Source organism: Pedobacter sp. NJ-S-72 (assembly GCF_053890575.1).
On record NZ_CM132681.1, the window covers coordinates 1307865 to 1332992 of the forward strand.

The 25128-nt window shown below is 38.3% G+C and carries 36 protein-coding genes and 1 tRNA gene; 22 read left to right on the top strand and 15 right to left on the bottom strand.

Annotation, left to right across the window (positions count from 1 at the left end; all coding sequences use genetic code 11):
* Nucleotide 1: 1 nt before the first annotated feature.
* The 5 genes from ACWYN3_RS08670 to ACWYN3_RS08690 form a co-directional block, all read right to left on the bottom strand.
* The gene (locus ACWYN3_RS08670; protein WP_456220791.1) at nt 2-913 is read right to left on the bottom strand and encodes a S8 family serine peptidase; all 912 of its coding nucleotides are present in this window, start codon (nt 911-913) and stop codon (nt 2-4) included.
* Nucleotides 903-1253, bottom strand: a complete 351-nt coding sequence (locus ACWYN3_RS08675) for a hypothetical protein (RefSeq protein WP_456220792.1) — start codon at nt 1251-1253, stop codon at nt 903-905. Before ACWYN3_RS08675 ends, ACWYN3_RS08670 begins: the two co-directional genes overlap by 11 nt.
* Before the next feature lie 181 nt (nt 1254-1434).
* Entirely contained in the window at nt 1435-1674 is a 240-nt protein-coding gene (locus tag ACWYN3_RS08680; protein ID WP_456220793.1) for a hypothetical protein, read from the bottom strand.
* 33 nt (nt 1675-1707) lie between these two features.
* Nucleotides 1708-2784, bottom strand: a complete 1077-nt coding sequence (locus ACWYN3_RS08685) for a hypothetical protein (protein WP_456220794.1) — start codon at nt 2782-2784, stop codon at nt 1708-1710.
* Between the two features lie 27 nt (nt 2785-2811).
* Entirely contained in the window at nt 2812-3177 is a 366-nt protein-coding gene (locus tag ACWYN3_RS08690; protein WP_456220795.1) for a hypothetical protein, read from the bottom strand.
* A 530-nt stretch (nt 3178-3707) separates the two neighbouring features.
* Between ACWYN3_RS08690 and ACWYN3_RS08695 the strand changes: the two genes are divergently transcribed.
* Nucleotides 3708-4292 (top strand): hypothetical protein, encoded by a 585-nt coding sequence (locus ACWYN3_RS08695; protein ID WP_456220796.1) that lies wholly within the window; start codon nt 3708-3710, stop codon nt 4290-4292.
* Between the two features lie 53 nt (nt 4293-4345).
* Here the strand turns inward: ACWYN3_RS08695 and ACWYN3_RS08700 are convergent, their stop codons facing one another.
* The 6 genes from ACWYN3_RS08700 to ACWYN3_RS08725 form a co-directional block, all read right to left on the bottom strand.
* On the bottom strand, nt 4346-4957 hold the full coding sequence (locus ACWYN3_RS08700; protein WP_456220797.1) for a class I SAM-dependent methyltransferase: 612 nt from the start codon (nt 4955-4957) through the stop codon (nt 4346-4348).
* 51 nt (nt 4958-5008) lie between these two features.
* Nucleotides 5009-5365, bottom strand: coding sequence for a hypothetical protein (locus ACWYN3_RS08705; protein WP_456220798.1), 357 nt, complete (start codon nt 5363-5365; stop codon nt 5009-5011).
* Nucleotides 5352-5834, bottom strand: coding sequence for a hypothetical protein (locus ACWYN3_RS08710; RefSeq protein WP_456220799.1), 483 nt, complete (start codon nt 5832-5834; stop codon nt 5352-5354). The genes ACWYN3_RS08705 and ACWYN3_RS08710 overlap by 14 nt, the downstream gene beginning before the upstream one ends.
* A gap of 146 nt (nt 5835-5980) precedes the next feature.
* Nucleotides 5981-6796, bottom strand: coding sequence for a glycoside hydrolase family 16 protein (locus ACWYN3_RS08715; protein ID WP_456220800.1), 816 nt, complete (start codon nt 6794-6796; stop codon nt 5981-5983).
* A gap of 29 nt (nt 6797-6825) precedes the next feature.
* Nucleotides 6826-7413 (bottom strand): glycoside hydrolase family 30 beta sandwich domain-containing protein, encoded by a 588-nt coding sequence (locus tag ACWYN3_RS08720; RefSeq protein WP_456220801.1) that lies wholly within the window; start codon nt 7411-7413, stop codon nt 6826-6828.
* Nucleotides 7410-8675, bottom strand: coding sequence for a glycoside hydrolase family 30 protein (locus tag ACWYN3_RS08725; RefSeq protein ID WP_456220802.1), 1266 nt, complete (start codon nt 8673-8675; stop codon nt 7410-7412). The genes ACWYN3_RS08720 and ACWYN3_RS08725 overlap by 4 nt, the downstream gene beginning before the upstream one ends.
* 467 nt (nt 8676-9142) lie before the next feature.
* Between ACWYN3_RS08725 and ACWYN3_RS08730 the strand changes: the two genes are divergently transcribed.
* From ACWYN3_RS08730 to ACWYN3_RS08795, 14 genes are all read left to right on the top strand, one after another.
* The gene (locus tag ACWYN3_RS08730) at nt 9143-9952 is read left to right on the top strand and encodes a carboxypeptidase regulatory-like domain-containing protein (RefSeq protein WP_456220803.1); all 810 of its coding nucleotides are present in this window, start codon (nt 9143-9145) and stop codon (nt 9950-9952) included.
* Between the two features lie 50 nt (nt 9953-10002).
* Nucleotides 10003-10932 (top strand): outer membrane beta-barrel family protein, encoded by a 930-nt coding sequence (locus ACWYN3_RS08735; RefSeq protein ID WP_456220804.1) that lies wholly within the window; start codon nt 10003-10005, stop codon nt 10930-10932.
* A 26-nt stretch (nt 10933-10958) separates the two neighbouring features.
* On the top strand, nt 10959-11480 hold the full coding sequence (locus tag ACWYN3_RS08740) for an outer membrane beta-barrel protein (RefSeq protein WP_456222933.1): 522 nt from the start codon (nt 10959-10961) through the stop codon (nt 11478-11480).
* Between the two features lie 166 nt (nt 11481-11646).
* Nucleotides 11647-11991: a hypothetical protein gene (locus ACWYN3_RS08745; protein WP_456220805.1), complete on the top strand. Its 345-nt coding sequence runs from the start codon at nt 11647-11649 to the stop codon at nt 11989-11991.
* The gene (locus ACWYN3_RS08750) at nt 11984-13483 is read left to right on the top strand and encodes a hypothetical protein (protein ID WP_456220806.1); all 1500 of its coding nucleotides are present in this window, start codon (nt 11984-11986) and stop codon (nt 13481-13483) included. The genes ACWYN3_RS08745 and ACWYN3_RS08750 overlap by 8 nt, the downstream gene beginning before the upstream one ends.
* Complete coding sequence (locus ACWYN3_RS08755; RefSeq protein ID WP_456220807.1) at nt 13468-14160, top strand: ethanolamine utilization protein; 693 nt, start codon at nt 13468-13470, stop codon at nt 14158-14160. The genes ACWYN3_RS08750 and ACWYN3_RS08755 overlap by 16 nt, the downstream gene beginning before the upstream one ends.
* Before the next feature lie 25 nt (nt 14161-14185).
* Nucleotides 14186-14698, top strand: coding sequence for a hypothetical protein (locus ACWYN3_RS08760; protein ID WP_456220808.1), 513 nt, complete (start codon nt 14186-14188; stop codon nt 14696-14698).
* A gap of 36 nt (nt 14699-14734) precedes the next feature.
* Nucleotides 14735-14947 (top strand): YdeI/OmpD-associated family protein, encoded by a 213-nt coding sequence (locus ACWYN3_RS08765; protein ID WP_456220809.1) that lies wholly within the window; start codon nt 14735-14737, stop codon nt 14945-14947.
* Entirely contained in the window at nt 14922-15317 is a 396-nt protein-coding gene (locus tag ACWYN3_RS08770; protein ID WP_456220810.1) for a YdeI/OmpD-associated family protein, read from the top strand. Before ACWYN3_RS08765 ends, ACWYN3_RS08770 begins: the two co-directional genes overlap by 26 nt.
* 267 nt (nt 15318-15584) lie before the next feature.
* The gene (locus tag ACWYN3_RS08775) at nt 15585-15950 is read left to right on the top strand and encodes a hypothetical protein (protein ID WP_456220811.1); all 366 of its coding nucleotides are present in this window, start codon (nt 15585-15587) and stop codon (nt 15948-15950) included.
* A complete protein-coding gene (locus tag ACWYN3_RS08780; RefSeq protein ID WP_456220812.1) occupies nt 15931-16440 on the top strand; it encodes a hypothetical protein in 510 nt (169 codons plus the stop codon). The genes ACWYN3_RS08775 and ACWYN3_RS08780 overlap by 20 nt, the downstream gene beginning before the upstream one ends.
* Nucleotides 16441-16495: 55 nt before the next feature.
* Complete coding sequence (locus ACWYN3_RS08785; protein WP_456220813.1) at nt 16496-17290, top strand: sensor histidine kinase; 795 nt, start codon at nt 16496-16498, stop codon at nt 17288-17290.
* Nucleotides 17291-17371: 81 nt separating this feature from the next.
* Entirely contained in the window at nt 17372-17728 is a 357-nt protein-coding gene (locus tag ACWYN3_RS08790) for a YciI family protein (protein WP_456220814.1), read from the top strand.
* 21 nt (nt 17729-17749) lie between these two features.
* Nucleotides 17750-19021 carry an RNA polymerase sigma factor gene (locus tag ACWYN3_RS08795; protein ID WP_456220815.1) on the top strand — a complete coding sequence of 424 codons (1272 nt, stop codon included), beginning with the start codon at nt 17750-17752 and terminating at the stop codon, nt 19019-19021.
* On the opposite strand, the gene ACWYN3_RS08800 is transcribed toward ACWYN3_RS08795, so the two are convergent.
* A complete protein-coding gene (locus ACWYN3_RS08800) occupies nt 18983-19453 on the bottom strand; it encodes a YciI family protein (protein ID WP_456220816.1) in 471 nt (156 codons plus the stop codon). The genes ACWYN3_RS08795 and ACWYN3_RS08800 overlap by 39 nt on opposite strands.
* 127 nt (nt 19454-19580) lie before the next feature.
* Between ACWYN3_RS08800 and ACWYN3_RS08805 the strand changes: the two genes are divergently transcribed.
* The 4 genes from ACWYN3_RS08805 to ACWYN3_RS08820 all read left to right on the top strand — a co-directional run bounded on the left by ACWYN3_RS08805 (nt 19581) and on the right by ACWYN3_RS08820 (nt 21507).
* Nucleotides 19581-19994: a DUF389 domain-containing protein gene (locus tag ACWYN3_RS08805; protein ID WP_456220817.1), complete on the top strand. Its 414-nt coding sequence runs from the start codon at nt 19581-19583 to the stop codon at nt 19992-19994.
* Nucleotides 19958-20494, top strand: a complete 537-nt coding sequence (locus ACWYN3_RS08810; RefSeq protein ID WP_456222934.1) for a DUF389 domain-containing protein — start codon at nt 19958-19960, stop codon at nt 20492-20494. The genes ACWYN3_RS08805 and ACWYN3_RS08810 overlap by 37 nt, the downstream gene beginning before the upstream one ends.
* Before the next feature lie 62 nt (nt 20495-20556).
* Entirely contained in the window at nt 20557-20925 is a 369-nt protein-coding gene (locus tag ACWYN3_RS08815; protein ID WP_456220818.1) for a hypothetical protein, read from the top strand.
* Nucleotides 20926-20943: 18 nt separating this feature from the next.
* Nucleotides 20944-21507, top strand: a complete 564-nt coding sequence (locus ACWYN3_RS08820; protein WP_456220819.1) for a MepB family protein — start codon at nt 20944-20946, stop codon at nt 21505-21507.
* Nucleotides 21508-21566: 59 nt separating this feature from the next.
* Here ACWYN3_RS08820 and ACWYN3_RS08825 read toward each other — a convergent pair whose 3' ends face one another.
* Complete coding sequence (locus ACWYN3_RS08825) at nt 21567-22157, bottom strand: LURP-one-related/scramblase family protein (RefSeq protein WP_456220820.1); 591 nt, start codon at nt 22155-22157, stop codon at nt 21567-21569.
* 11 nt (nt 22158-22168) lie between these two features.
* On the bottom strand, nt 22169-23443 hold the full coding sequence (locus ACWYN3_RS08830; protein ID WP_456220821.1) for an OmpA family protein: 1275 nt from the start codon (nt 23441-23443) through the stop codon (nt 22169-22171).
* Between the two features lie 161 nt (nt 23444-23604).
* On the opposite strand from ACWYN3_RS08830, the gene ACWYN3_RS08835 reads away from it, so the two are divergent.
* From ACWYN3_RS08835 to ACWYN3_RS08845, 3 genes are all read left to right on the top strand, one after another.
* Nucleotides 23605-23967, top strand: coding sequence for a YccF domain-containing protein (locus ACWYN3_RS08835; protein WP_456220822.1), 363 nt, complete (start codon nt 23605-23607; stop codon nt 23965-23967).
* A gap of 147 nt (nt 23968-24114) precedes the next feature.
* A tRNA-Arg gene (locus ACWYN3_RS08840) sits at nt 24115-24188 on the top strand.
* 105 nt (nt 24189-24293) lie between these two features.
* Entirely contained in the window at nt 24294-24491 is a 198-nt protein-coding gene (locus tag ACWYN3_RS08845; RefSeq protein WP_456222935.1) for an EF-hand domain-containing protein, read from the top strand.
* A gap of 107 nt (nt 24492-24598) precedes the next feature.
* Here the strand turns inward: ACWYN3_RS08845 and ACWYN3_RS08850 are convergent, their stop codons facing one another.
* Nucleotides 24599-25063, bottom strand: coding sequence for a ferritin-like domain-containing protein (locus ACWYN3_RS08850; RefSeq protein ID WP_456220823.1), 465 nt, complete (start codon nt 25061-25063; stop codon nt 24599-24601).
* Nucleotides 25064-25128: the final 65 nt, after the last annotated feature.

Below are 25128 nucleotides of genomic sequence, written 5' to 3' on the forward strand. Positions count from 1 at the left end.
GTTAAATCTGTTTCGGGGCCAATATTAAAAAATCAGCTATAAAATCTTCCTTGTCAGTACCATAAGGTTCCTGAACAGAACCACTCTCCACGCTGTCTGGCGGGAAAGTATTTAGTCTGCCCATTGCCGAAACAGCTATAGCCAGACTATCATTCGCAGGAAAGCTAACAGGACTCCTGTTATCATTGCCATTCGCTGCAAAACAAACAATCCCCGCATTATAAGCCTCTTTAATATAACTGGTAATCCCTTCGTCGACCTGCGATTCTCCAAGACTCATATTGATCAGATCACATTTATCCACTATGGCTTCATTGATAGCTTTCATAATATCAAAATTTGAAGCCCCACTATCTTTTGGAAAAACACGGTAACTCATAATCTCTACACCAGCCGCCACGCCATTCAACTCACCGTAAGCACCTATAATGCCACCAACATGAGTTCCATGACCTTCACCATTGTCCTGGTAATCGGTTTCATTTTCACCTCTAACCAGGTTTTTACCACCGGCAACCTTGAGATCATGGTGTGGCCCAACACCTGTGTCAATAATCCCAACACGTACTTTCTGTGTTATTTTAGGAAATTTGGCAGTATCATAAAAATATCTCAGGCTATCTTTAAAATTAAGCGCTATTGGCTCCAGTTGTATATCCAAAGTAGCGGTCAACTGAACATCCTTCTTAAAATAACCCCAGTAACTATGGCTGGCATAAATGTAAATGCGCTCGGCAGTAGTAAGATCCAGATTTAAAGCAATTACCCCTTTACTGTCCGTAACTCCGGATGCACCTTTACTAGCGGCAAAATTGGTAAAAATAACCACTGTAATATCCGCCAGTGCTTTTCCCTTAGGGTCTGTTATGTTTACGGTAACCGCAGTCTTTATTTCAGCCTGCTCAACCTGCAATTTTTATCCTTTGTGGCGAACATACAGCAGGTCTGTAAAATTTCTCCTTGATGATCCTTAAACCTGGATAGGAGAAGCGGAAATTAGCCAGTTCATCAGCATCAATCCGGATGAGTTTCGCACCTTGTGTTTCAATAGAATCCAGTACGACAACTGGAATATCATCACTTGCCTTTTGATGCATATCCCTGCTGGCAAGACTTACAGTAGAAGCATGCTCAACTGAATTACTCAGCATAGTGAGGAACCTGGCTACATTAGGACTGTCCTGTTTACTCATATTTGTGCGGAATACGGGGAGCAAAATGTAGTTTTTCGAAGTAGTTTTGTTCTTTTTCATCTGTATATTATTGTTTTTTTTCGTAGTGTTTAAGTTTTCAATGGTTCTCAAGAGCACTACGTGGTTTAATGGTGATGAAGCTATCATGTGCTATTAGGTTCTTGTTCATTTCAGTTTATGTTCTGTTGCACATGATGGTTTCATGAGGAGGAGATTTAAAAGATGGGTTAGGAGAATAATATTACCACCAGGTGGTATTGAAACGTCTATTCTGTTTAATAGCTTGCCGGAAACTTGCCGTATGTGTATTATTATCAGGTTTTGGACCAAATACCTGGTTTGTACCGGTTGCAGTCGCATAAATAAGAAAACCATTTAACAGAGCGATAAAATATCTCGAAATATCATTTTCATTAGTTTGCGTCAATAAGGCCGCTGTGAAAAAATCTCCTGGAATACCTGATGAATGAAGGTCTTGCATAATATCTGTTGATTAAATCAATACTGAACAATTTTATTTAGCGAAATCTCTGGACATAATAGAGCTGAACGTATACTTGGCCGCAATGCCAAAAGCAAGCCGCTCATGGAAACGATCAGTACTATGAAGGCTATTAAAAACATCATTAGACTGTAAGTAAAGTCCTCCTGCAAATTTGCCCTCACTTTTGTAAAAGTTGATTGCTGTTCCTGCCTGAAAGACCTTGTTAATCTGTTTTTCTTGTAAGGGTAGAATTATCCGGGTGTATAATGTATTCCAGACCAGACGGTAATCTTCACTGACCCGGCCAAAGTATAAAGCATCAGTTTTGATATTTAACCTGTTGTAAGCCATATATGAACCCTGATAAGCACCGATTTTAGATTCCGTTGCCAGTTGCGAATTATTGACCGTAGTCGTATTGGTCAAAGTGTAATTGGTAAAGCCTAAAGAATCCAGGTTATTATAACGTTCATAACCTAATGAAACACCAAATATCCAACGTGGTGCATATTCATAATTCAACCCCAGATCTACAAAACCACCACGAAAATTAACTTTTTCAAACCGTTTGGATAGGGAAGAGGCATTATCATCTTTATAGAGCTTAAAATTATCCGCATTCAGACCAGCATTGATATAAGTGGTTAAAGATTGTGTGTGTCTTGTATTCCGGTTATTTTCAATCTGCCTGTTTAATTCTTTTATTGCATTAATGGCAGTTTCATTTTTATCCGGGTTTGCCTGCTCGATTTCTTTAATTCGCTTTAGTAATTCAAGAACAGTTGTCTGATAGCTTTTTCTAAATCCAATAAAAAGCCCGACTTTGGACTGTGGCGTCAGTTTGCCGCCATTAAATAGATCAGACAGGCCCGCTCTGTTGTTTCCGCTTGCAGACACGCCCCAAACCACCTGCAATGGTTTTTCAATAGCCAGCTTTTTGAAATTATTCCATGAAGCTGATAATGCAGCTTCACTTAGATTAAATGAAAGATTTGAATTTTTAGTTATAATGGAAGATTCTCCTTTTGCATCTTCAGCAACGATTTGTGCATGAGTCCCGGTTAACAGGAAAGCACTGAACAGGAATATGAGGCAGGTCTTTTTCATATAATTCTGGAGTGTTTTATGATAATCCTATTTAGTTAGTTTATTATAATCAAGGTTACCTTTAGTATCTGTATATACCTTGATCGTATTAGCAGCTAACGGAACGCCATCTACCTGAATATCTAAAGTCCAGAAATCGCCGGACATTCCACCCGCATATAAAGTGATCTGCAAACCGCCATCTTCCTGAAGGCACAGATATTTTTGCAAGCCTTTGGTAGAGAAATTATCAGGGTTAGCATCCTGGTCCTGCTTAAGATCAATATTGGTGTAACCTATATTGAACCCATTGTCAAGGAAGCTAACGTTTACAGACTTTTTCAGACTGTAAGTTACAGCAACAATCTTCCCTGTTTTGCCTTTGGCGGTGTTAGAAAGCTTGAAAAACTTCATAGGATAAGTAGTTAGTAATCAGTATCAAGTTAGGGAAAAATAAATATAAATTAAACTATTTAGAAATAGATTTCTCCACTTATTTCCAAGGTTATGAACAAGTTTAGCTCATTAAAAATGAGATATGATGACAAATCATATTAGCAAAGGCTAAAACATTTCTTATGATAAACTACCTATGAGAATTTCAGGCTAATAATTGGACAAAAGAAGAAAATAGATCATTCAAATTTGCAATCTATAATAATTTTAGTATAAATATTGTAATTCAATACATTACTCACAAAACCTAATGGCTTAATTACTGCATACAAAAGCTATTTTTGGTTAATTTACAGTAAAAAATAAGATTTTAATTAAACCCATAGTTATTTCGAGATAAAATTCACATCAGACTGAGTTGCAGATTTATAAACAATTGTTTAAAAAAAAAAATCAAAAAAATTAAAACATTTAGTCAATCATTGGGTTTTTAGGGTATTCAGGCAAGAATAGCCTGAGATTTTTTAACATTTAAAAACAAATATCTTATGAAAAAATTTACTCTATGCCTGCTAACTGCGATTATGGGAGTTGGCTTATCTGCAAGTGCACAAATTCAAAAAGGCAATGTATTAGTTGGTGGTAATTTTGCTGATTTAAATCTGGGTCTGAGCGGTTCAAAAGTTTTTAGTCTTGATATCACTCCGAAAGCAGCCTGGTTTATCGAGGATAACATTGCTTTAGGGGGTTTTGCCAACAACATAGGACTTAAAACTGCTAAAGATCAGGCAACTACAACAAATTATGGCTTGGGTGCATTAGGTCGTTATTACACGGGTAAAGATACTGAGCTCCTTAAACATGGTCGTTTATTTGGTGAAGCTACACTAGGTTTTGGTGGTACAAATACAAGTAAAGGTGGCGGTAACACGAATGGTTTAGCATTCAGTTTCGGTCCTGGTTTTGCTTATTTTATTACACCTAACATTGGTTTAGAAACGTTGTTAAAATACAATGGAGTAGCCGGTTTTGGAAATACAGGATACCAGAACAATCTGAGCCTGTCATTTGGTTTCCAGATCTATTTACCTGGTCAACGTACAATCAACAAAGTTAAAGGTGATGTAAAATAGATTAAATCCTATGCTAAAAAACCCTGTTGCATATTGCAGCAGGGTTTTTTGTTTTACAACTTTTGCAGACACCAGGTGGTCATGCAACGCAGGTTCTGAACATTTGTGGTTTTGATTGGTTCATATAAATACCCATTGAGCTCTTCAGTATAATCCAGTAGAACCTGTTCATTAACCAGAAAGCGCTCTGTACCATCTGGCAATAGATATCGGCCGTTGTCTAAATGCTCAATAAATCTTTCTATGCCAATATCAGAAGCTAACCTGGCGAAAAAATAACCACCTGGCTTAATCACTTTCCACATGGCTATCAGCATTTCTCTGAAATGTATCTCATTCCGGGCAAAATGAAGAACAGCACTACAAATAACGAGATCAAAATATTCTTCACCAAAAGGCATATCTTCTGCACTTGAAATCCTGAAATTCATTAAAGGATTATCAGGAGCAAGGCTTTCGGACAAAGCTTTAACTGTATTTATTGCCGCTGTACTTGGATCGATCCCATAAACCTCAAAACCATTATTCAGGAAATAGACAAGGTTACGGCCTCCGCCACAGCCAACATCTATTACTTTTCGGCAATCTTCATAACGGCCTTTCAATAACTGGTCAAAAAGATAGATATCAATATTACCATAGAGGTGTCGCAAAGAAGAGGGCATAATAATAGTTTTAAAGATTTATATCTCTAAATTAAATATATTTTGTTGTTTTTAAAGACTTAAACTTATACCTATACCTAATTGACCTCCACGTCTGACAGCTTCATTAAATTGTGATTGTAATTGCCTGCCGTCCGCAAGAAAAAGGTCATCCGTTCCTTTTCCGGTATTAGCGTAGTAATAGTTTGCCCTGATAAAAGCAGATACAACAGGAGTGAAGCGGTAATTCACTTTGATTAAACCTTCAGTCCCATAGCCATTAGCCGTATGTTTGAAGCTAACCGGATGCGCAAATGCATCAATCAGGTTCCAATCGGCAACTGCCTTATATTTCATTTGCTGATAATCGATTATACCCTTAATTGAAAGTTGATTTGTCAATATAATATTGGCTTCAACGCCAATCATCGGGCCAGTCCAGTTCGCCTGGTAGACACTGTTTAATTTTTTTATAGCAGAAATCAGTGTCTTCATTAAAGTCTTTCAGATGCATTTGTTGTGAATTTTTGACATAACCAGCATAAGGGCCGATTAAAAAAGTCTGACTAATTTTAAATTCATAACCTGCGGCTAACCTATAAGTATACATAAAACCTTCATTAGCATTTAAATCAGCAAGGTAATTTGGCTCGGTACGATTGTCCTTTGAATAATCAGTATCATTTACAGTACCGTTTTTGATAAAAGTACGGTGATAACTTCCTTTGAAAAAGATAGGAGACCAGATATTCAAACGAATATCCAGTCCCATACCTGCGCCTTTTATATTTTCCCACTTTACCTCAGACAATACATTCGGATTCTGCCCCATGCTGTTGCCCGCAATAGACCAGTGAAAATCTTCAGAACGATAATCGGCATAAGCTTCTATCTCCACATTATTATTTTTGTATTCATTTGATGTATTTGAATACACAGCGTTTGACTGCGATCTTACAGAAAACGCGACAAAAAACAGGATAAAGAAACAGACAGATTTTTAAATTCATTCTAAGATTTATATATAAAGCTATTCATTAATATTTATGAGCCTGTAATTTTGTAAGCTCTTACATAATCAACATACATTTTTGCTGGTAATCTACCCTCATCGATGGTCTGTCCGGGAAGATTTCCACCAACCGCAAGGTTCAGCAATAAGAAGAATGGACGATGAAACTCATCAGTACCATTGATACTGTTCGTAATGTTACCTACATGATACTGTACATTATCTACGTACCAGGTAATTGCAGTCGGCGTCCAGTCTACACGGTAAACGTGATAATTTGTAGGGCTGGTGGTTGTATGACCTCCATAATAGGCATAAGCCTGATCAAACCAGTGCATAGTTCCCAAAACATCATTAGAAGTATTCACATTCTCCATAATGTCAATCTCTCCGCATTTAGGCCATCCGGCAGTACCGATATTTGCACCAAGCATCCAAAAGGCAGGCCACTGTCCTTGTCCCTGAGCAAATTTAATCCTTGCTTCGAACCTGCCATAAGTAAATTCTCTTTTGCCTCTGGTGATCATTCTTGCAGAAGTATAAGGCAGACCTCCAACACTCTGTTTCTTTGCCGTGATGACCAGATTTCCACCACTTACACTAGCATTCTCGGCCTGATAGAATTGCTTCTCGTTGTTTCCCCAGCCACCGCCTCCGGTTTCAAAACCCCAGTTTGACGTATTTACAGCATTTCCATCGAACTCATCAGACCAGACAAGCTCATAATTTACTGCGCGAGGGGCAGTATTCGCAGAATCGTTTGCAGCCGAATTGTTAACATCCTTTTTGCAGGAAATTAAAAGCTGTGTGCCCGCTAGCAGGCAGATCATTAGATTAATTGTTTTCATAGGTGATTGGGTTAGGTATTAAGATTTGGTTAATTTAAACTGAAAGCTTCCCATCCGGAGATGGCTGCTCTGGTACAAGTCATTTCATTTGTACCATTTTCTGAAGAGATATAAAGACCGTTATTGCCACGAAAAGAAATCTTTCCATCCGCATTGACAACCCAGTCAAATTTCTCCCAGTCACTGATCGTGGTTCTGCTGCAAGTAATTGCACTGGCACCGTTTTCTGAAGAGACATATTTATTCATAGCCATCAGGGCGATTTTACCACCACCAGCATCTACGATCGTGAATTTTTCCCAGTCACCCGGGGTTGCTCTGTTGCACCACATCGCTTTTATTCCATTTTCGCTGCTTACATACTGATTATTGATCCCTTTTAAACTCACTACTTGTCCGATCGGAGCAGTATTTGGATTTCCAGTTGTAGAACCCGACCATTTAAATGTAGCTACGGCACCAGCAGGAAGTGTATAAGCGAACGATTGATTGCCCCATTTCACTTTAAAAGTACTACTGGAAGAACCACCATTTGAAGCAACCAGAACTTTAGTGCCATCCGAATTTTTGAAAGCAACGTTTTGAATACTGCCTGAAATATTGGAAGCTATTCTCACGGCACTGGTGGTCTTACAAATTTTGACGCATGTGCAATGATATAATAAGATACATTTCTGGAAACATTACCTCCATTAACCGTTAAAGCACCTTCACAAGTACTACATCCTCCTTGAGTATGTGGTCCATAATTTTGATCAGCAGCAAGGTTCCATTCCAATACATTACGGCTCCAGTTTCTGGTAGCTCCTATAATCAGTGTATTCACATGCCATTGAAGATCCCCGGCAAAATTACTCGGGCCGCCAACCCATTGCTCTGTGAAATAAATGTTTTTATTCGGATAAGCATTATGAACATCAGTCAATGCACTTATATTACCACTGTATAAGTGAAACGCAGATCCATCTACATAAGCATTTGCTGAAGCATCATTTAACACAGCCAGCGGGTAATCTGTCCGGTCTGTATTGTGATCGTAAGCAATGATCTTTGTCTTGATCTGGTTTGAACTAAATTGCGGGCCAAGATTGTTCTTTATAAAATTGGCCTGCTCTGAAGCCTGCATGACCATACTTGGATTATTATACGGGTTTAAAGGCTCGTTCTGTGGCGTTATCGCATCAATAGTGATTCCCTGAGCGCGCATAGCCAGAATATATTTAACTAAATACCTGGCATAAGCATCATAATATTCCGTTTTCAAACTTCCATTCACATAAGCTCCGTTTGTTTTCATCCATCGCGGTGCTGTCCATGGTGAGCCCAGAATCTTAATATTTGGATTAATTGCCAGAATACTTTTTAATACAGGGACCAGATCTGTCATTTCCTGGCTGATGCTAAAATTATTCAGATTATTATCCGTTTGACCAGCAGCTAACTCATTATAGGTAAATGGTGCAGCACTTAAATCAGACGCGCCGATAGAGATTCTTAAATAACTAATACCAATGTTTGATCCGGTAGTCGCAAACAATTCCTGAAGTAATGCACTTTTTTGCCCTGCACCAAGACCATTAATTAAGGATGCGCTTGCACCTGTTAAAGTGAAGCCAAAGCCATCAATACCCTGATAGGAGGTTCCTTCATCAACATTTATTGTTGTTGAATTTGTACCTGCATCAGGTGCGAAAGTAACATTTGATTGGGATTGTAATAACTTACTCTTATCAGAGGTTGTTACCCAGACACTGACAGATTCGTTGGCACGAACAATTGTGGGTTCTGCCGCTGCGCTAGCGGAACTGAGATCCTTTTTACAGGAAAACAAGACCGCACAGCATAATGCACAGCCCAGTAAAGACATGTTTTTGTTCATAGGGTAGGTTGATAATATTTGGTTTTTGTAGAAGAGGAAACGCCCGTAATTGTATTCGTCAGAAAAAATGGGTGCCGTGCAGGTAAAATGTAGATACAATATAATGCATTATTTTACAATATTTTGCTAATAAATTTAATAATATCCCAAAAACAGGTTAAAACAGCATATAAATGATGTTTTAAGGTAAATAAAATTTCTTTTTTTCTATGCAAAACAGCTTTAAAAGCACCTGTATAATTGCGTTTAATTTACACTATGAAAATTAATTAAACAATTAAGTAAATAAATAATATCTAATTTGTTATTATTTATTTATCATTAAAGACTTATTTTATTATAGAATTTAATTGAAAATTCTCTGTTAGTTTATTTTATTTATCAGGAAACAAGTTTATTACAAAAGCCTTGCAACATTTAAAATATACCTGCGTCTTATCAACAAATTACCAACCCATACCAGCCAAATGATCAAGAACTACGTAACCCTGATTTCCTTATTCTGTCTCTCCATTTTTTCCAATTTATCTGCTGTTGCACAATCTGCAACAGGCACTATTAAAGGTTCGGTAATTGATTCCGCTACGAACAGGCCTATAGATTTTATGACTGTCGCCCTTAAAAGGGATAATGCAGTAATTAAAACAGTAGTTGTAAATGATGCCGGGAACTTTATTTTCGAGAAGATGGCCCCAGGTCAATATACCGTCACTGCGATAGCGATCGGTTATAATGCTAAAAACATTCCCGTAGTCCTCAATCCCGCGGATGGGCCTGCTGACTTAGGCAATATATTGATGATTTCTCAATCCAATAATTTAAAGGAAGTGTCAGTTACAGCTGACCGCCCCTTAATTAAACAGGAAATTGACCGGATCAGCTACGATATACAAGCAGATCCGGAAAGCAAAGGTCTGACTGTGCTGGATATGATGCGTAAAGTACCTTTATTATCACTGGACGCTGACGATAATATTAAACTGAAAGGGAGTGGCAATTATAAAATATTGATCAATGGCAAACCTTCAACTATGGTAGCGAGAAGCCCTAAAGATGTATTACGCAGTATGCCAGCCTCTTCAATTCTCAAAATAGAAGTCATTACCACTCCACCAGCAAAATATGATAGTGAAGGCTTATCAGGTATTATCAATATCATCACTTCAAAAAAGATTGATAATGGCTATAATGGAAGCTTGAACCTGCGTTATCAAGGGCCTGTTGGCGGGCCGGGTTTCGGCGGTTCGTCACGGTCAAACAAGGTAAGTTTGGTGTAACTGGTTACGGCGGAACAGGTTTCTACAGCTCACCAGAAACAGAATCATCAATGACAAGAACAACAACTGGTGATTTGCCAACCAGCTTATTAAGTACTGGCTATCGTAGATTTGATAACAACTACCGTTATGGTGGTGCAGAGTTAAGTTATGAAATTGACACACTTAATTTAATCACAGTTGAATTAAATCCTTATGGAGGATATAACAAATCATACACGAGACAATTATTTAATCTATCTGGCGGGGCTAAAGAAACAGGTTATAACCAATTGGGTAAAAACAGGTTTGGATGGAATGGATTTGATGCTACACTCAACTACCAGTTAGGCTTTAAAGGTCATAAAGATCGCCTGCTTACCTTTTCTTATAAAAATGGGAACTCAGGCAACCCTATAGAAAATCAGTTAAGCTTTATCAACAGGAATAATTTTACTGACCCGGATTATAATCAGAAAAACAATAGTAGCCGTACCAAAGAGCAGACTTTACAGCTTGACTACATTCATCCATTGGCAAAAATCACCATTGAAGGTGGTTTAAAGGGGATATTAAGAAATAATAAAAGTGTTTTCGAATATGAAAGTCTGGATCCGGTAAGTGGAGAGTTTCAAATTGACCCAACCCGTACCAATAATTTCAATAACGATCAGAATATTATTGGAGCTTATAATTCTTATGCCTACAACTTAAAAGACTGGGGCTTTAAAGCAGGTATCCGTGCTGAAGGAACATTTGTGAAAGCAGATTTTATCAGTACTGGTTCAAATGTGAACACAGATTATTTCAATTTAATCCCGACTTTATCCGTCAACCGTAAATTTAAAGACATGAGCAGCCTGAATTTTGGTTATACCCAGAGAATCGAAAGACCAGGAATTGACAACCTGAATCCTTTTGTTGATCGCTCTAACCCGAATTTCCTGACCACTGGTAACCCTGATCTTAAAGCAGTTTTAAGCAATAACTTTTTGAACTGACTTATAGTAAATTTAAGAAAGGTTCAATAAACGTTGGTTTAAGCTATAATTTCGCTAATAATACTATTCAACAAGTTGCAGTTTACAACGAAACAGATCAGATTACACGCTCTACTTTCTTCAACATAGGAAAAGATAAAACGCTGACAGCAAACCTGAATATTAATTACCCCATAAGTCCGAAATGGAATGTTTCTCTGAGTGGAAATGTAGGTTACAAGTGGATCCAGGGATCTATAGATGGCCAGATAACCAAAAATGGCGGATTAACTGGTTATTCTTACCTGAATACAGGGTATAAATTTGAACATGGATGGAAGGCAAATGCGAGTGTTAACTATAGCGCGCCACAGATTCAGCTGCAAGGACAGAATAGTGCCTATGTTTTTTCATCCTTTAGTGGGAGTAAAGAAGTCATCAAGGATAAACTCACACTTTCTGCAGGGGTGAATAATCCATTTTCTAAATTCAGATACTATACGAACTTCACCAGAAGGCACCAACTTTACACAGAATTTCCGTTCACAAAATTACAACCGTTCTTTTAATGTAAGTTTGAACTGGCGCTTTGGAAAATTGAAGGATTCCATTAAAAAGAATCAGCGTGGCATTGATAACAGCGATGTAAAAAAAAGCAGCACGTCCGGAAGTTAATTAAATCAATTCCCTTCCTCAGCTGTTATTCTTTAAAAGTAATTTGTACTGAATTATCGAATGACAAATAAGAAAGAACAAACATTTACAGGCTTCGTTCAAATACGCGGAGCACGCGAACATAATCTCAAAAATATAGACCTGAAAATCCCCCGTGATGCATTAGTTGTGTTCACGGGGGTTTCTGGTTCAGGTAAATCCTCGCTTGCATTTGGCACGCTCTACGCAGAAGCGCAACGACGCTATCTTGAATCAGTATCTCCTTATGCCCGAAGGCTGTTTAACCAGATGGCCATCCCCGAAGTCGATGAAATTGAAGGTTTGCCACCCGCTATTGCCCTTACAGCAGCAACGCGGATCAGGGACAACCCGTTCATCAGTAGGCAGTGTAACTACTTTGTCTAACTTAATCAGGATGCTGTATTCCAGAGCGGGCGATTATCCTGCTGGTCAATCCATTATCTATGCAGAAGCATTCTCTTCCAATACACCTGAAGGTGCCTGCCCGGAATGCCACGGATTAGGCAGGGTATATGAGGTAACCGAAAAATCAATGGTTCCGGACGATTCCCTGACGATCAGAGAACGTGCAATTGCTGCCTGGCCAACAGCCTGGTTAGGTCAGAATTTCAGAGATATACTCACTACACTAGGTTATAACGTAGATATTCCCTGGCGTGATCTTCCTCAAAAACAGCGCGACTGGATACTCTTTACGGAAGAAAAACCCATTGCCCCTGTATATGCCGGTTTTAGTCCTGAACAAGTTAAAGAAGCGCTCAGGAATAAGTCAGAACCTAGCTATATGGGAACTTTTACAGGTGCAAGAAAATATGTTCTCTATACTTTTGCCAATACACAAAGCCAGCTGATGAAAAAGCGGGTATCAAAATATATGCTCAGCGGGGAATGTCCTTTATGTCATGGTAAACGTTTACGCAAAGAATCTCTTTCCGTAAAATTTGCAGGTTTGGATATCGCTGAGTTGTCCAGGGTAACATTATCCAGGCTGAATAATATTTTCAGCCCTTATGCTGAAGAAAAAAACATCCCATTAACCAAAGCAGAAAAAGAACATCCGGAAAAATCTATGGTTAGCCAGCGGATTGCTCAGGATCTGATTGCCCGGATCAATGTCATGCTCGATCTGGGACTGGGCTACCTGAATTTAGAAAGGAGTACACCCACACTTTCACCAGGAGAGCTGCAGCGACTAAGGTTAGCCACACAAGTTCGTTCAAATCTTTTCGGTGTAGTTTATGTGCTGGATGAACCTTCCGCAGGATTACACCCCGCAGATACAGAAGCCTTGCTCAGGGCACTGGACAAATTAAAAGCTTCCGGAAATTCACTTTTTGTTGTTGAACATGAAGTTGATGTGATCCGTCATGCAGACTGGATTGTAGATGTAGGTCCTTTTGCGGGCGAAAAAGGAGGTCATGTATTGTATAGCGGACCACTTGAAGGACTCAGCGAAATTGAAAATTCCCAGACCAGGAATTACATTTTCGGAGACCAGAAAATAAAACCCGCAAAAACGAGAACTCCTAAAGCATGGCTTCGCTTAGAGAACGTTACCCGAAACAACCTGAATGACTTAGCGGTTTCATTTCCATTAGGGGTGTTTACCAGTGTAACCGGTATTTCAGGTTCAGGAAAGAGCAGTTTAGTTAGTCAGGCACTGGTTGAACTGGTCGCTGCTCACCTCGGCCAGGAAGCAGATCTTTCTTCAGATGATGAAGGTGAGACCTTAGAAACTGCAAAAGTAATCACCAAAGATGGAAAGATTACCGAAGGTATGGATGCCATTAAGCGGCTGGTGCGCGTAGATCAAAACCAATTGGCAGAACACCACGTTCTAACCTGGCAACTTATACAGGTTTGTTTGATCATGTAAGAAAGTTGTTTGCAACAACTGAAATGGCTAAAAGCCGTCGGTATGATGCCGGACGTTTTTCTTTTAATGTCGTTAAAGGCCGTTGCCCGCATTGTGAGGGAGAAGGTTTTGTGATGGTAGAGCTCTTGTTTTTACCCAGTGTATATGCACCTTGTCCAACTTGTCAGGGCACACGCTATAACAGCAAAACACTGGAAATTAAATATAAAGACAAAAATATTGCTGAGGTATTAGGCATGACCGTAGACGCAGCCTGTGATTTTTTTAGTGCTGAGCCACAAGTATTCAGAGCACTGGATGTAGTCAGACAGGTGGGGCTGGGATACTTAAGATTAGGGCAGCCAGCTACAGAACTCTCAGGTGGGGAAGCACAGCGAATCAAGCTCGCTACAGAACTACAGCGTGTTCAGCATGGCAACACCTTGTATATCCTGGATGAACCTACTACAGGTCTGCATCCATCAGATGTAGAAAAATTAATGGCTCAGCTGGATAAACTTGTTGAACAGGGAAACACAGTAATTGTAGTTGAGCATGACATGCATGTCATTGCAAAAAGTGACTGGGTGATTGATATTGGTCCCGGAGCTGGTGAAGATGGTGGGATGGCAGTCGCATCAGGCCCGCCAGCAAAAATCGCCAAAGCAAAAAAAATAGTCGTACAGCACCATATTTAAACAAATTCTTCAATCCTGACAACTCATGGAAACACCAGATGCAACTATAAGAATGAGACTTCCAATGCCAATGGGCAAAGCACTCATTGCCGGTGTCATCTTATTTATCGGATTTGTAGCCAGCCTGATCTTAAGTTTTGAATATCAGGATCAGATTGAAGGGTTAATAGGGATTAATCTTGCACAAATCTCTATTATCACCCTAATGATCGTCCTGATTATTCCATGGATAATTATTGCCTGGGTACTTATCCGAAGATTTGCTCATTATGGTCTTTTGAGCCTGTTCAGTGACCGTTTGATGATTACAAGTATAGAAGGTAAAAAAATTATCAAAAACTATCCTGCCAGTGATATTGCTTTCGTGAAAATACAGCACCTGACATTCCGTTTTACTTTCAAAGAAGATCATCATCTCAATAGCATTAATATGTCTGTGGATAAAAATTGCGAGAATCAATTGCTCATTTTTAACCCTGTTTTTCACGCTTTTATTCAACGGAATAAAATACCTATTCAGGAAGGAGTCGTGCTGTAATATTTTTTATCTTTCAACTACTTAAGCAACAAAAAAATGGAAACAAATAATTGTATACCAGCATTTTACGCCAGTACCAGGAAAGACTGGCGTAACTGGCTGGAGAAAAACAGCCAGCACAAAGAATCAGTATGTTTAATCATTTATCATAAAAAAAAAAACACAACCCCAAGTGTTTATTATAGTGAAGCAATTGAAGAAGCGCTTTGTTTTGGCTGGATTGATGGCAAAGCGAAACAAACGGGATGAACAAAGCAGCTATTTGTTTTTTAAACAGCGGAATCCAAAGAGTAACTGGAGTAAAATCAACCGGGATAGGGTAGCCGTTTTGATTCAGCAAGGGTTAATGACTGAAGCAGGCCAGGTATTTATAGATTTAGCAAAAAGCAGCGGAACATGGGAACTTTTAGCTGATGTCCAGAATAACATTATACCCGATGACATGCAAAAGCTTTTTGATCAAAACGAAATAGCGTTTAATAACTTTCAGTCTTTTTCACCTTCTTCGAAACGGATAATTCTTGAATGGATAGTCAAAGCAAAAAAAGCAGAGACGAGAGAGAAAAGAATGGTACAAACCGTTGAACTTGCCGCAAGAAATATTAAAGCAAACCATTAATATCCATCTCTCTGTATACTTATACTAAACATGGCCGGATATTTGATTTGTCCGTGGACATTGGGGTTTTAATACAGCAACCCTCTGTCTGCCTTATGTCTAAACGTTTTATTTTCTTTTGCCTCCTTACCTACCTTATTTTCACTGAATTACATTAACGGGTTTTCTCAAACCCACGAAATTAACAGGCTTGAATCAAGTCTGCCGTCAATTAAAGACAGCTCAGATTATATCGACGCACTCAATCGGATAGCCATGTTATCACACATGAATTATCGTGATTCATGTTTATATTATGCCACAAAAGCAAAAAAAATAGCGATCAGACTTAATTACAATAAGGGCATCGCTGATGCCTCAAATTGTGAAGGTATAGCTCATGTTTCAGTTAATAACTATCTGTCAGCAAAATATTTCAATGATGCGCTCCGGATCTATAAATCGATAGGTGATCAGGAGAATGTTTGCCAGGTGCTGATGAATATCGGTCTGTTGATGGCTGTCGATAAAGAGGAAAAGGAAGCGCTCAAGTATATCTATATGGCATACGAAAAGAGTAAATCTCTGGAGCATGACTCCATTCGCTCGCTCATTATCAGCAACCTGTTGTATATTGACCAAACGCATCAGTAAGACCAGATCTAAAGATTTATTTGTTCAGGGCAAAGCAATCGCAGAAAAATACAAAGATGAAAGGTTGCTTTTATTCTATGAAAACATGCGCGGGCTGGAGCTTTACAATGCTGGAGAAAAACAGCGGGGGATAGCTATACAAATAAAGACATTGCTTAAAGCAGATAGCTTAGGCCTGCAAAACTCAAAAGTGGAATTCTATGAAGGGCTCGGAGAAACATTTCTTGATTTCGGAGATATTGAAAGAGGTATTAACTACTATAAAAAAGGATTGGATACCTCCCGGAAATATGGTTATCCTGAACTTTACCTGGTTTTTGCAGAGAAGTTATATGATTTTTACAAGGCAAATGGCCAGATGGACAATGCCTATTACTATCTGTCTCTTTTCCTCGCTAAACGTGATACGATCAGTAAAGCGACAAATAAGTCTGGCTATAACTATATGAACTTTACACTGAATGAAAATGAAAACGAAGAGCTAAATTAAAGAGCATTCAAATCTAAAAACAATTGTTTTACTAGGCGGTTTATTTGCATTGAGCATGGCACTTTTGTTTTTTATTTATCGTTCATTAAGAATTAAAAAGCAGTATGGAGAAGCACAGCATGAATTACACGAAATTGCATTAAAACAAAACACTGAATTACAGCAAACTAACCATTTCAACACCATACTAATTTCTGTGATTGCGCACGATATCAGGCAGCCATTCAATAACATCGTTATGCTTTCAAGTATCTTCAATACAGATATTGATCTGCTAACTGAACGCGAAAAAATGGAGGTTATGGAAGAACTTAGTGAAACTTCCCAAAAAAGTCTTTCATTTATGGATGGCCTGCTCGAATGGATCAAATCACAGAAAAACGGTTTTAAGTATGAACCTTCAAAACTTATCCTTAGAGACTTAATTCCCGAAGCAAATGCATTTTTTAGAATAGCCCAGGCAAAAAAAGACATAGAACTGGTTATTGATATAGCAGAAGATATTGAAATATTAGCGCACCGGCAGATGCTGCTTTTCATCATCCGGAATATACTGAACAACGCAACTAAATATTCTCCTGCAAAAGGCAGTATCCACATTTCTACCTACCCAAATTTAGCAGCTCAGGGCGTTGTAATTGCCATTAAAGATCAGGGCCCGGGTATGAGTCAGGAAAAGGCAGACCAGCTTTTTCAAGCTAAGTCCAGCGACTGGGAAAACACAAAAGATAAAGGAGCAGGCCTGGCATTGAGTATATCTTATGAAATGGCATTGATGATGGGGGTAAAAATCTGGGCAACCAGTAAAATAGGAGAAGGGACTACTTTTTATATTTCACGGATAGTATAATAATTGACTTTCGATGTCCAATTTCGAAAACCTCGTTTGTCATGGAGATATAAATCAAATATTCATTAAAAATTAATCAAGATGAAAGAATTCATTTTAATTTTCAGACATGAAGACGGCAGCAAAATCGCGTCACCTGAGCAAATGCAAATCTGGATGAAACAAACCATGGACTGGCTGGGTGGAATAGCAGCCCAAAATAAGTTAGTTAATCAGGGCAATGGTTTATCATTTGATGAAAGCAGGGTGGTTAATCATAAGGGTATGGTAACCAACGGTCCTTTTGGTGATCTCAAAGAAACACTGGGTGGGTATGTAATTGTAAAGGCAGAGTCTGTGGAAGAAGCCGTTGAATTTGCAAAGGGCTGCCCGATATTACAGGGAGAAGACAATACCGTAGAGGTACGAAAAATCGCCAAAGCTGATGGGTTTCATTAAGCCATAAAAATTGGATTAATCATGAAAGAGCAAGAACTGATTCCTCACTTATTCAGAACCGAGTTCCGGAAAATCACTGCTGTGCTCAGTAAGCTGTTTGGAATTGCTCATATTGAAATTGCAGAAGATATTGCAAGTGAAACCTTTTTACTGGCCATGGAAACATGGCCTTTTAAAGGAATTCCGGAAAACCCGGCAGCATGGCTTTATAGGGTGGCCAAAAACAAAGCTAAAAATTACCTGACCCGCGATCAGCTCTTTAACCATAAAATTGCCAGTCAAATAAAGGATTCTTCGGCCTCTGAAGAACAGGAAATAGAAATTGACTGGTCAGCACAAAATATAAATGACAGCCAGCTGCAAATGTTATTTGCCATTTGTGATCCTTCAATTTCAACTGAAGCACAGGTTGGTCTGGCACTTCGCATCCTCTGCGGATTTGGAATTGATGAAATAGCCAATGCATTTTTAACAAATAAAGAAACTATCAATAAACGTCTTTTCCGGGCAAAAGAAAAATTGCGTACAGAAAAAGTGAAGATCGAATTTCCCGTTCAGGCAGAAATAAACAAACGCTTAACAGCAGTTTTAACGACTCTGTATTTACTCTTTAACGAAGGCTATTATTCCGAAACTCAGGATTCTATTTTGCGTGAAGATTTCTGTTTGGAGGCTATGCGTTTAACTTATATGCTCATCGAAAATGCACAAACCAATCAACCCGTTGTCAATGCTTTACTCGCATTGATGTGTTTCCATTCTTCCAGGTTTGAAGCCCGGAGAGATGAAAAAGGAGCAATCATTTTATATCAGGATCAAAATGAGGAACTATGGGATTATGAATTGATTACCAAAGGAATATACTTTTTAAATCAGGCATCTCAAGGAGAGGAGATTTCAAAATATCATTTAGAAGCCAGCATAGCCTATTGGCAAACCATAAAAGCTGAAACGAAAGAGAGGTGGGAGAATGTGCTGTATTTATATAATCAATTAATCATCACAGAATACTCGCCGGTTGCCGCATTGAATAGAGCATATGTGATTTCAAAACTCAAAGGAAATGAAGCAGGAATTGCGGAGACCGAAAAGTTAAACCTGACAGAAAATCATTTTTATTTCACACTGCTGGGAGAGTTATATAAAGATATCGATATACAAAGAGCAAGAGACAATTTCAGTAAGGCATTTTCACTGGCTAAAACACAAACAGACAGACAAGATGATTATTCAAAAAAAAAAGATAGATGTTCTTTAATGACTGCGTTTTTCTATTTTACTATGAATCTTTAAAGTTTCTTTCAGCGCGGCAGAACCATACCAGACAAACAAATCCACATCCATAAGCTTACTCTGAATCACAGGATCTGTATCCACCAGTTTCCTTGCTTCCTCAATGGTAGGGACATCAAAAATAAAAATGCCTCTGTAACTTTTATCATTTTTACCAAAAGGGCCAGCCACAATCAGTTTTCCGTCTGATACTAATTTAGTGATATTTGCCATATGACCTTTAAAAATGCTGTCCTGTTTTGCTTTTGGATAATGATTCTCCGGACCTGTCTTTAAAATTGCAAGCACATATGTCTTCATACCATATTCATCCGCATTAAGCTCTTTTGCCAGTTTCGCATCATAATTTTTGTTGGTCACTTTAGTAACTTCCTGTGCGCTGATAACAGTTACACTGGCCATCAATAAGAGGAGCAGGGCGTATTTTTTCATTGAATATAGATTAATTGATTATTGTAAAATAGGCAATCATTTTTTACAAACCAACAATGCAAAACCATCTGTGAACCAAAATTTGCTCCTAATTACTTATATTGGGGGTCTAAATAACACATTTACCTTGGCAGAACCTATCCAAAAACAGCAGAATAAATTATTCCGGATTATTAAACTTTCCATCCACAAGAGGTTTAATCTTCATCTGGACAAAGCTGATGAAGACGATGTTGTGCTCTCTATTAAAAAGAATTCGGACTTTGTAGGTGCAAACCTCTGGACACTGATTTTTGCCATTTTTATCGCTTCAATCGGTCTGAATGTAAACTCGACTGCGGTAATTATCGGTGCCATGCTAATCTCTCCGTTAATGGGGCCTATTATGGGTATAGGCCTTGGTATTGGAACCAACGATTTTGAACTGGTCAAAAAAGGGCTGAGAAATCTTTTAATAGCTACTTTGATAAGTATTGTAGCCTCTACTATCTATTTATTATATATATCACTCCGCTACATGAGGCGCAAAGTGAATTATTAGCCCGGACAACACCATCAATATGGGATGTGTTTATTGCATTCTTTGGCGGACTGGCTGGTATTGTTGCCGGAACCCGAAAAGAAAAAAGTAATGTTATCCCTGGTGTAGCCATTGCTACCGCATTGATGCCGCCATTATGTACAGCGGGTTTTGGTCTTGCTACAGGTAATTTCTACTTTTTCATAGGGGCAATCTATTTGTACTTTATCAATAGTGTCTTTATTTGTATCAGTACTTTTCTTATTGTACGCTTCTTAAGATTCAAGAAGAAACATTTTGAAGATAAAAACTACGAAAAAAAGGTATCCCGCTATATTTTAATTACGGTAGTTATAGCCGTAGTCCCAAGCATTTACCTTGCTTATGGAATCGTTGACAAGAGTATTTTTGAAAACAATGCTCAGAAATTTGTGAACGAACAATTCCAGTTTAAGAATACGCAGGTTGTCATAAGAATTTTAAATACAGTACCAAAGGAAATGAAATCGACCTTTTACTGATCGGCTATGAGCTGCCTCAGACAGCTATAGATTCTATTACCGGTCAGCTGCTGAAATACAAGTTGAAAAACACGAAACTTCAGATCCGTCAGGGGCTTAATGCCAAACAGGAAATAGATTTCTCTCAAATCAAAGCGAGTATTCTGGAAGACGTCTTTAAAAAGGATTCAGTGACCCAGAACAGAAGTATTTCTTTACTGGACAGACCAATCCCCGATATTGGCCAGGAACTAAAAGCGCTGTATCCCGATATGAAAACTTATGCCATATCAAATGTTGTACTCCATAAACTGGACGCGACTACCAATGATACCCTGACCCTGATGGTCGCAGGTTTTAGTAAAAAAACGGCTCCCTTAGAACAGGTCAGATTAAGAAAATGGCTAAAAAGCAGATTGCAGGTAGACTCTGTACAGGTTATCATTAAATAAATTTATATATTATTATTCATGTCATTAGCAAATAGCCGCGAAACCCTGAAAGAGCTTCCGGAAGACCTTATTACTACTCAGTCAATCTTGCTATCTTATGGATTTACTTGTACACAGGCTATAGCAGAAGCTGAAAGTGCTGATTACGCAGCTTATACATTTGAAATTAACGGACTATCTGTTAAATACCGGATAGCTAAGATTACCCCAACCAAAATCGGACAATTCGTAACCTTGTGGAAGAGAATAGGGAATGGGCCTATTCAGCCATTTGACAGCACAGATCAGATCGATTTATTTGTGATCAGCACCCGTGATGGAAATCGCTTCGGGCAGTTTATTTTTTCCAAAATTATATTGCAGGAAAAAGGGATCATATCAACCAGTCACAAGGAAGGTAAGCGTGCGATCAGGGTTTATCCACCCTGGGATATTACCATAAGTAAACAGGCACAAAAAACACAGCGGTGGCAACTCGAATATTTTGTGGAAATTACCGATGGAGAGCCGATTGACTCAAAAAAGCACACAGCAAGCACTGTACAGTGGTCAAACCAAGTAAGGGTGGTCTTAAAAGAATAATTCATAAAGAAGCCCCGTCTAAAAAATAGACAGGGCTTCTTTATGAATTCAACAGGAGCTTATTTCTGGTTCTTCAATACCATATCAATAGTAATTGCAGCCGACAAAATAGCCACCTTATGCTTGTTTTGCGTATAGTTAGGATCAATATGTACATTGTACTTATCAGCATTAGTAAAGATCTCTCTCATTGCACCTCCCCATTTTTTACTGATCGTACCGATTTCAACCTCATTGTTATCTTTTATATTAAAAGACCATGCTTTCCAGTCACCTTTGATTTCTGCGATCAAATCACCTGAAGTATCCAGAATTCTGAAAGTAGGTTTAAACAATTTAAACTTCTGTTTAATGGATGCAAGCTCATTTCCATCAGCATCGCTTACAACAATTTTAGACATAAAAAACGTCCAGCCTCTTGAAATTACAGCCTGTACTTCCTCGTCATTGTTTACAATCTCCAGCTTAAAAGGTAAAGCAGGCTTACCAATTAAAAGTGTAAGGACTTTCTGTCCAAAAGACAAGCTTTGTTTAACAGCTCCAATCTTCTCACCGGTTTCATTAAAAATATTATAAACGTTCGCGAATTTGAAAAAATGTATTTTCTCATCAATAAAGTAATCGTGACCGTTAAAGAAATTTGAAATCATATATTAAAAATTTATAATTTGATAAACTCTACACGTCTGTTATTTGCTTTGCCTTCTGATGTAGTGTTATTATCAATAGGTAGTGTTTTTCCTTTTCCATCAGTTACCAACCTGCTAGCATCAAGACCAAAATCAGATGATAAAATAGCTTTTACAGCTTCAGCTCTTTTTTTAGAAAGATCGAGGTTAACCTGAGCATCACCGTCACTATCAGTATGCCCAACAATCTTTACACGGATTTTTGCATCCTCTTTTAATACATTGGCAATATCCTGTAAAGCTCCATTAGACTGAGGTTTTATCTGAGCAGAGTTGAAATCAAACAGAATACCATGTGTAACGAATTTCCCTTGCGTAATCAGTTTATTACGTGTATCTGGCGCACCAACTGCCAGTCTGATATTACTTATATAAAATGCACCACCCTTTTTATCAAAATCGGGTGAATAAGCTCCAAAAACTAATGAATTGATAATCGCATCAGCTTCTATTGCACGTGGCAAATCCAACAGCTTAGTACTATTGATATAAACTCTTACCCTTTGTTTCTGTCTCCAGATAGAAACTGTAGCAAAGGATTTATCAGGCGCGTGGAATATATCTTTAAGATCGCTAATCGAAGCTGAACCAATTGCTTTTGACGAATAGTCCATATTACCTAAATATTCTCCCGATTGTGGTCTGAGATCCAGTTTTATTCCGGGTGCGGAGATATTGCTGTTTCCATAACCACTCTCAAATTTATCATAGTCAGTTTTTGCAGCGATCATTGCGATCGTTAAAGTACCGATAACACTAATATCTTTATTTACCAATACATCTACCTGCATCGTGAAATTATCCGGCAGGTTATGAATATACTCAGGATAAAAAACACCATCTTGCTTCATAGCCAGCCATTTCCCCGGTCTATTACTCAATGTAACTACTTCTGCATTTGTTTTAGTATTCCATTTAGCGGGAAATTCGCCAATAGCATCACCAGCAAAGCTCTCTTCAACAAGGATTTTCTCCCCAGGCACAAAGTCGAATTTCGAATAGGCTTTGATGTCTTCCTGTGGTGTATTTTGTACAGATCCATTTTCAGCAGAAGCGGGGGCATTCACAGAAGGATCTCCACCACCTGAAGTACCTTTTTTCTTCTTGCCATTGGCCGCGTTATCGATAGTTTTATCAACTGCGTCATTGACTTTTTGCTGCACCTTATTCTTTAAACGATCAAAAAATTGAGCTTTAACCTGAGTACTTAAAAAACAGGCCACAAAAACGATAACTATTCTTTTCATTGAGAGTATTAATCTAAGATAAATCCGAGGCTAATTTCTATGAAAAAAATGGAAATTTATAGCTCCGGTGAATATTTATTTAAGATGAGATAATAGTTATGTGATAGAATATGTAACTAATCAGGAAATTAGTTATCTTAATTACAAAACACATATACAAAATGAATTTACTCGGCAATATTTTATGGATTATCTTCGGCGGAATATTCATCTTTTTTGAATACATCATTGGTGGTTTAATCCTATGCCTCACTATTATAGGTATTCCATTCGGACTGCAATGTTTTAAATTTGCAATTGTAGGTCTGGCACCATTCGGTGTGAAGATCACAGATACTTCGTCTAATACAGGTTGTTTATCAACCATTATGAACATCATCTGGTTTTTATGTGGTGGTGTATGGATTGCTCTTACACATTTGTTTTTCGGGATATTATTATGTCTTACTATTGTGGGGATTCCATTCGGAAGACAGCACTTTAAATTAATGAACCTTGCGTTCCACCTTTCGGGAAATCGATAAGCTAGTCAAATTATAAGAGTAGGGGATATTTAGTCAAAAATTATCCTGCCTGATTGCAAAGTAGTTAGGTTTTTTCTTTCAGAAAATTACAAATCAGATTTGCGATTTATGATTTTTTCTCCTATCCTTGCGGCCCTTAACAGGAATGCATCCATAGCTCAGCTGGATAGAGCAACGGTTTTCTAAACCGTAGGTCATAGGTTCGAATCCTATTGGGTGTACTGAAAGCCAGAGCTCTAACTCTGGCTTTTTTTGTACTTTAACATAGATCTATCAACTCTGATAATCTTTCTTAACTAAATTCAATAAATTCCAATAATGAATAAATCTTTGCAGTATTCGACCAAGATAGTGATGCAAAAATTGATGCCCACGAATTATGGATCGTTTTGCGAACACTAGGAAAAAATAAAACAATAGCCGAAATAGGACAAATGATTCCGAAACATGATACAGACGGCAATGGCACTTTTGATTTTCCTGAATTTTTGGAGATCATGTGGCGGGGGGAGCTCCTTGATTAAGAGATCCACATAACAATAGAAAATAAATCCTAATATGGTATAGAAATGGTTTATAACAACCAATAATTTAGTAAAAAGAGCGGGATTCTCAGATCCCGCTCTTTTTATTAGTTTACAGCTCTTGCAGCATCACGCAACACCTTAATCGCATCATGTGCAGTCTTGATTTCCTGAGCTTGTTTACTTACTGTTTCCAGAGCTTCAGTACTCAAATCACCATTTTCCAATGCCATTTTGTAAGCTGCTTTGATCGCATCTTCACCACGCTCAGCTTCTGAAAGAATGCCTGCGCGGTCACTGCCACCAAACAAAGATTTCACATCAATCCATGCGCGGTGCAGGGTTCCGGCCACACTGTTACCTGTTTCCACTTCTTCTCCGTAACCAGCAACAATCGCTGTTAGTTCCTGACTAAACTTACGACTTTGTGTACTATATCCCTGGAAGATTGCTTTCAGGTCAATATTTTCGTCGTTAATATCGGCAATTGCTTTTTCAAATCCCGCTACTCGATCGTTATTAACTTCGATCAGATCGTTTAAAATTGATATTGATTTTTCTGTTACACTCATAATAGTTGTTTTTGAACAGGGAGAACAACGGAATACAGAAGTAGTTTTGAAAAAAAATAATTAAT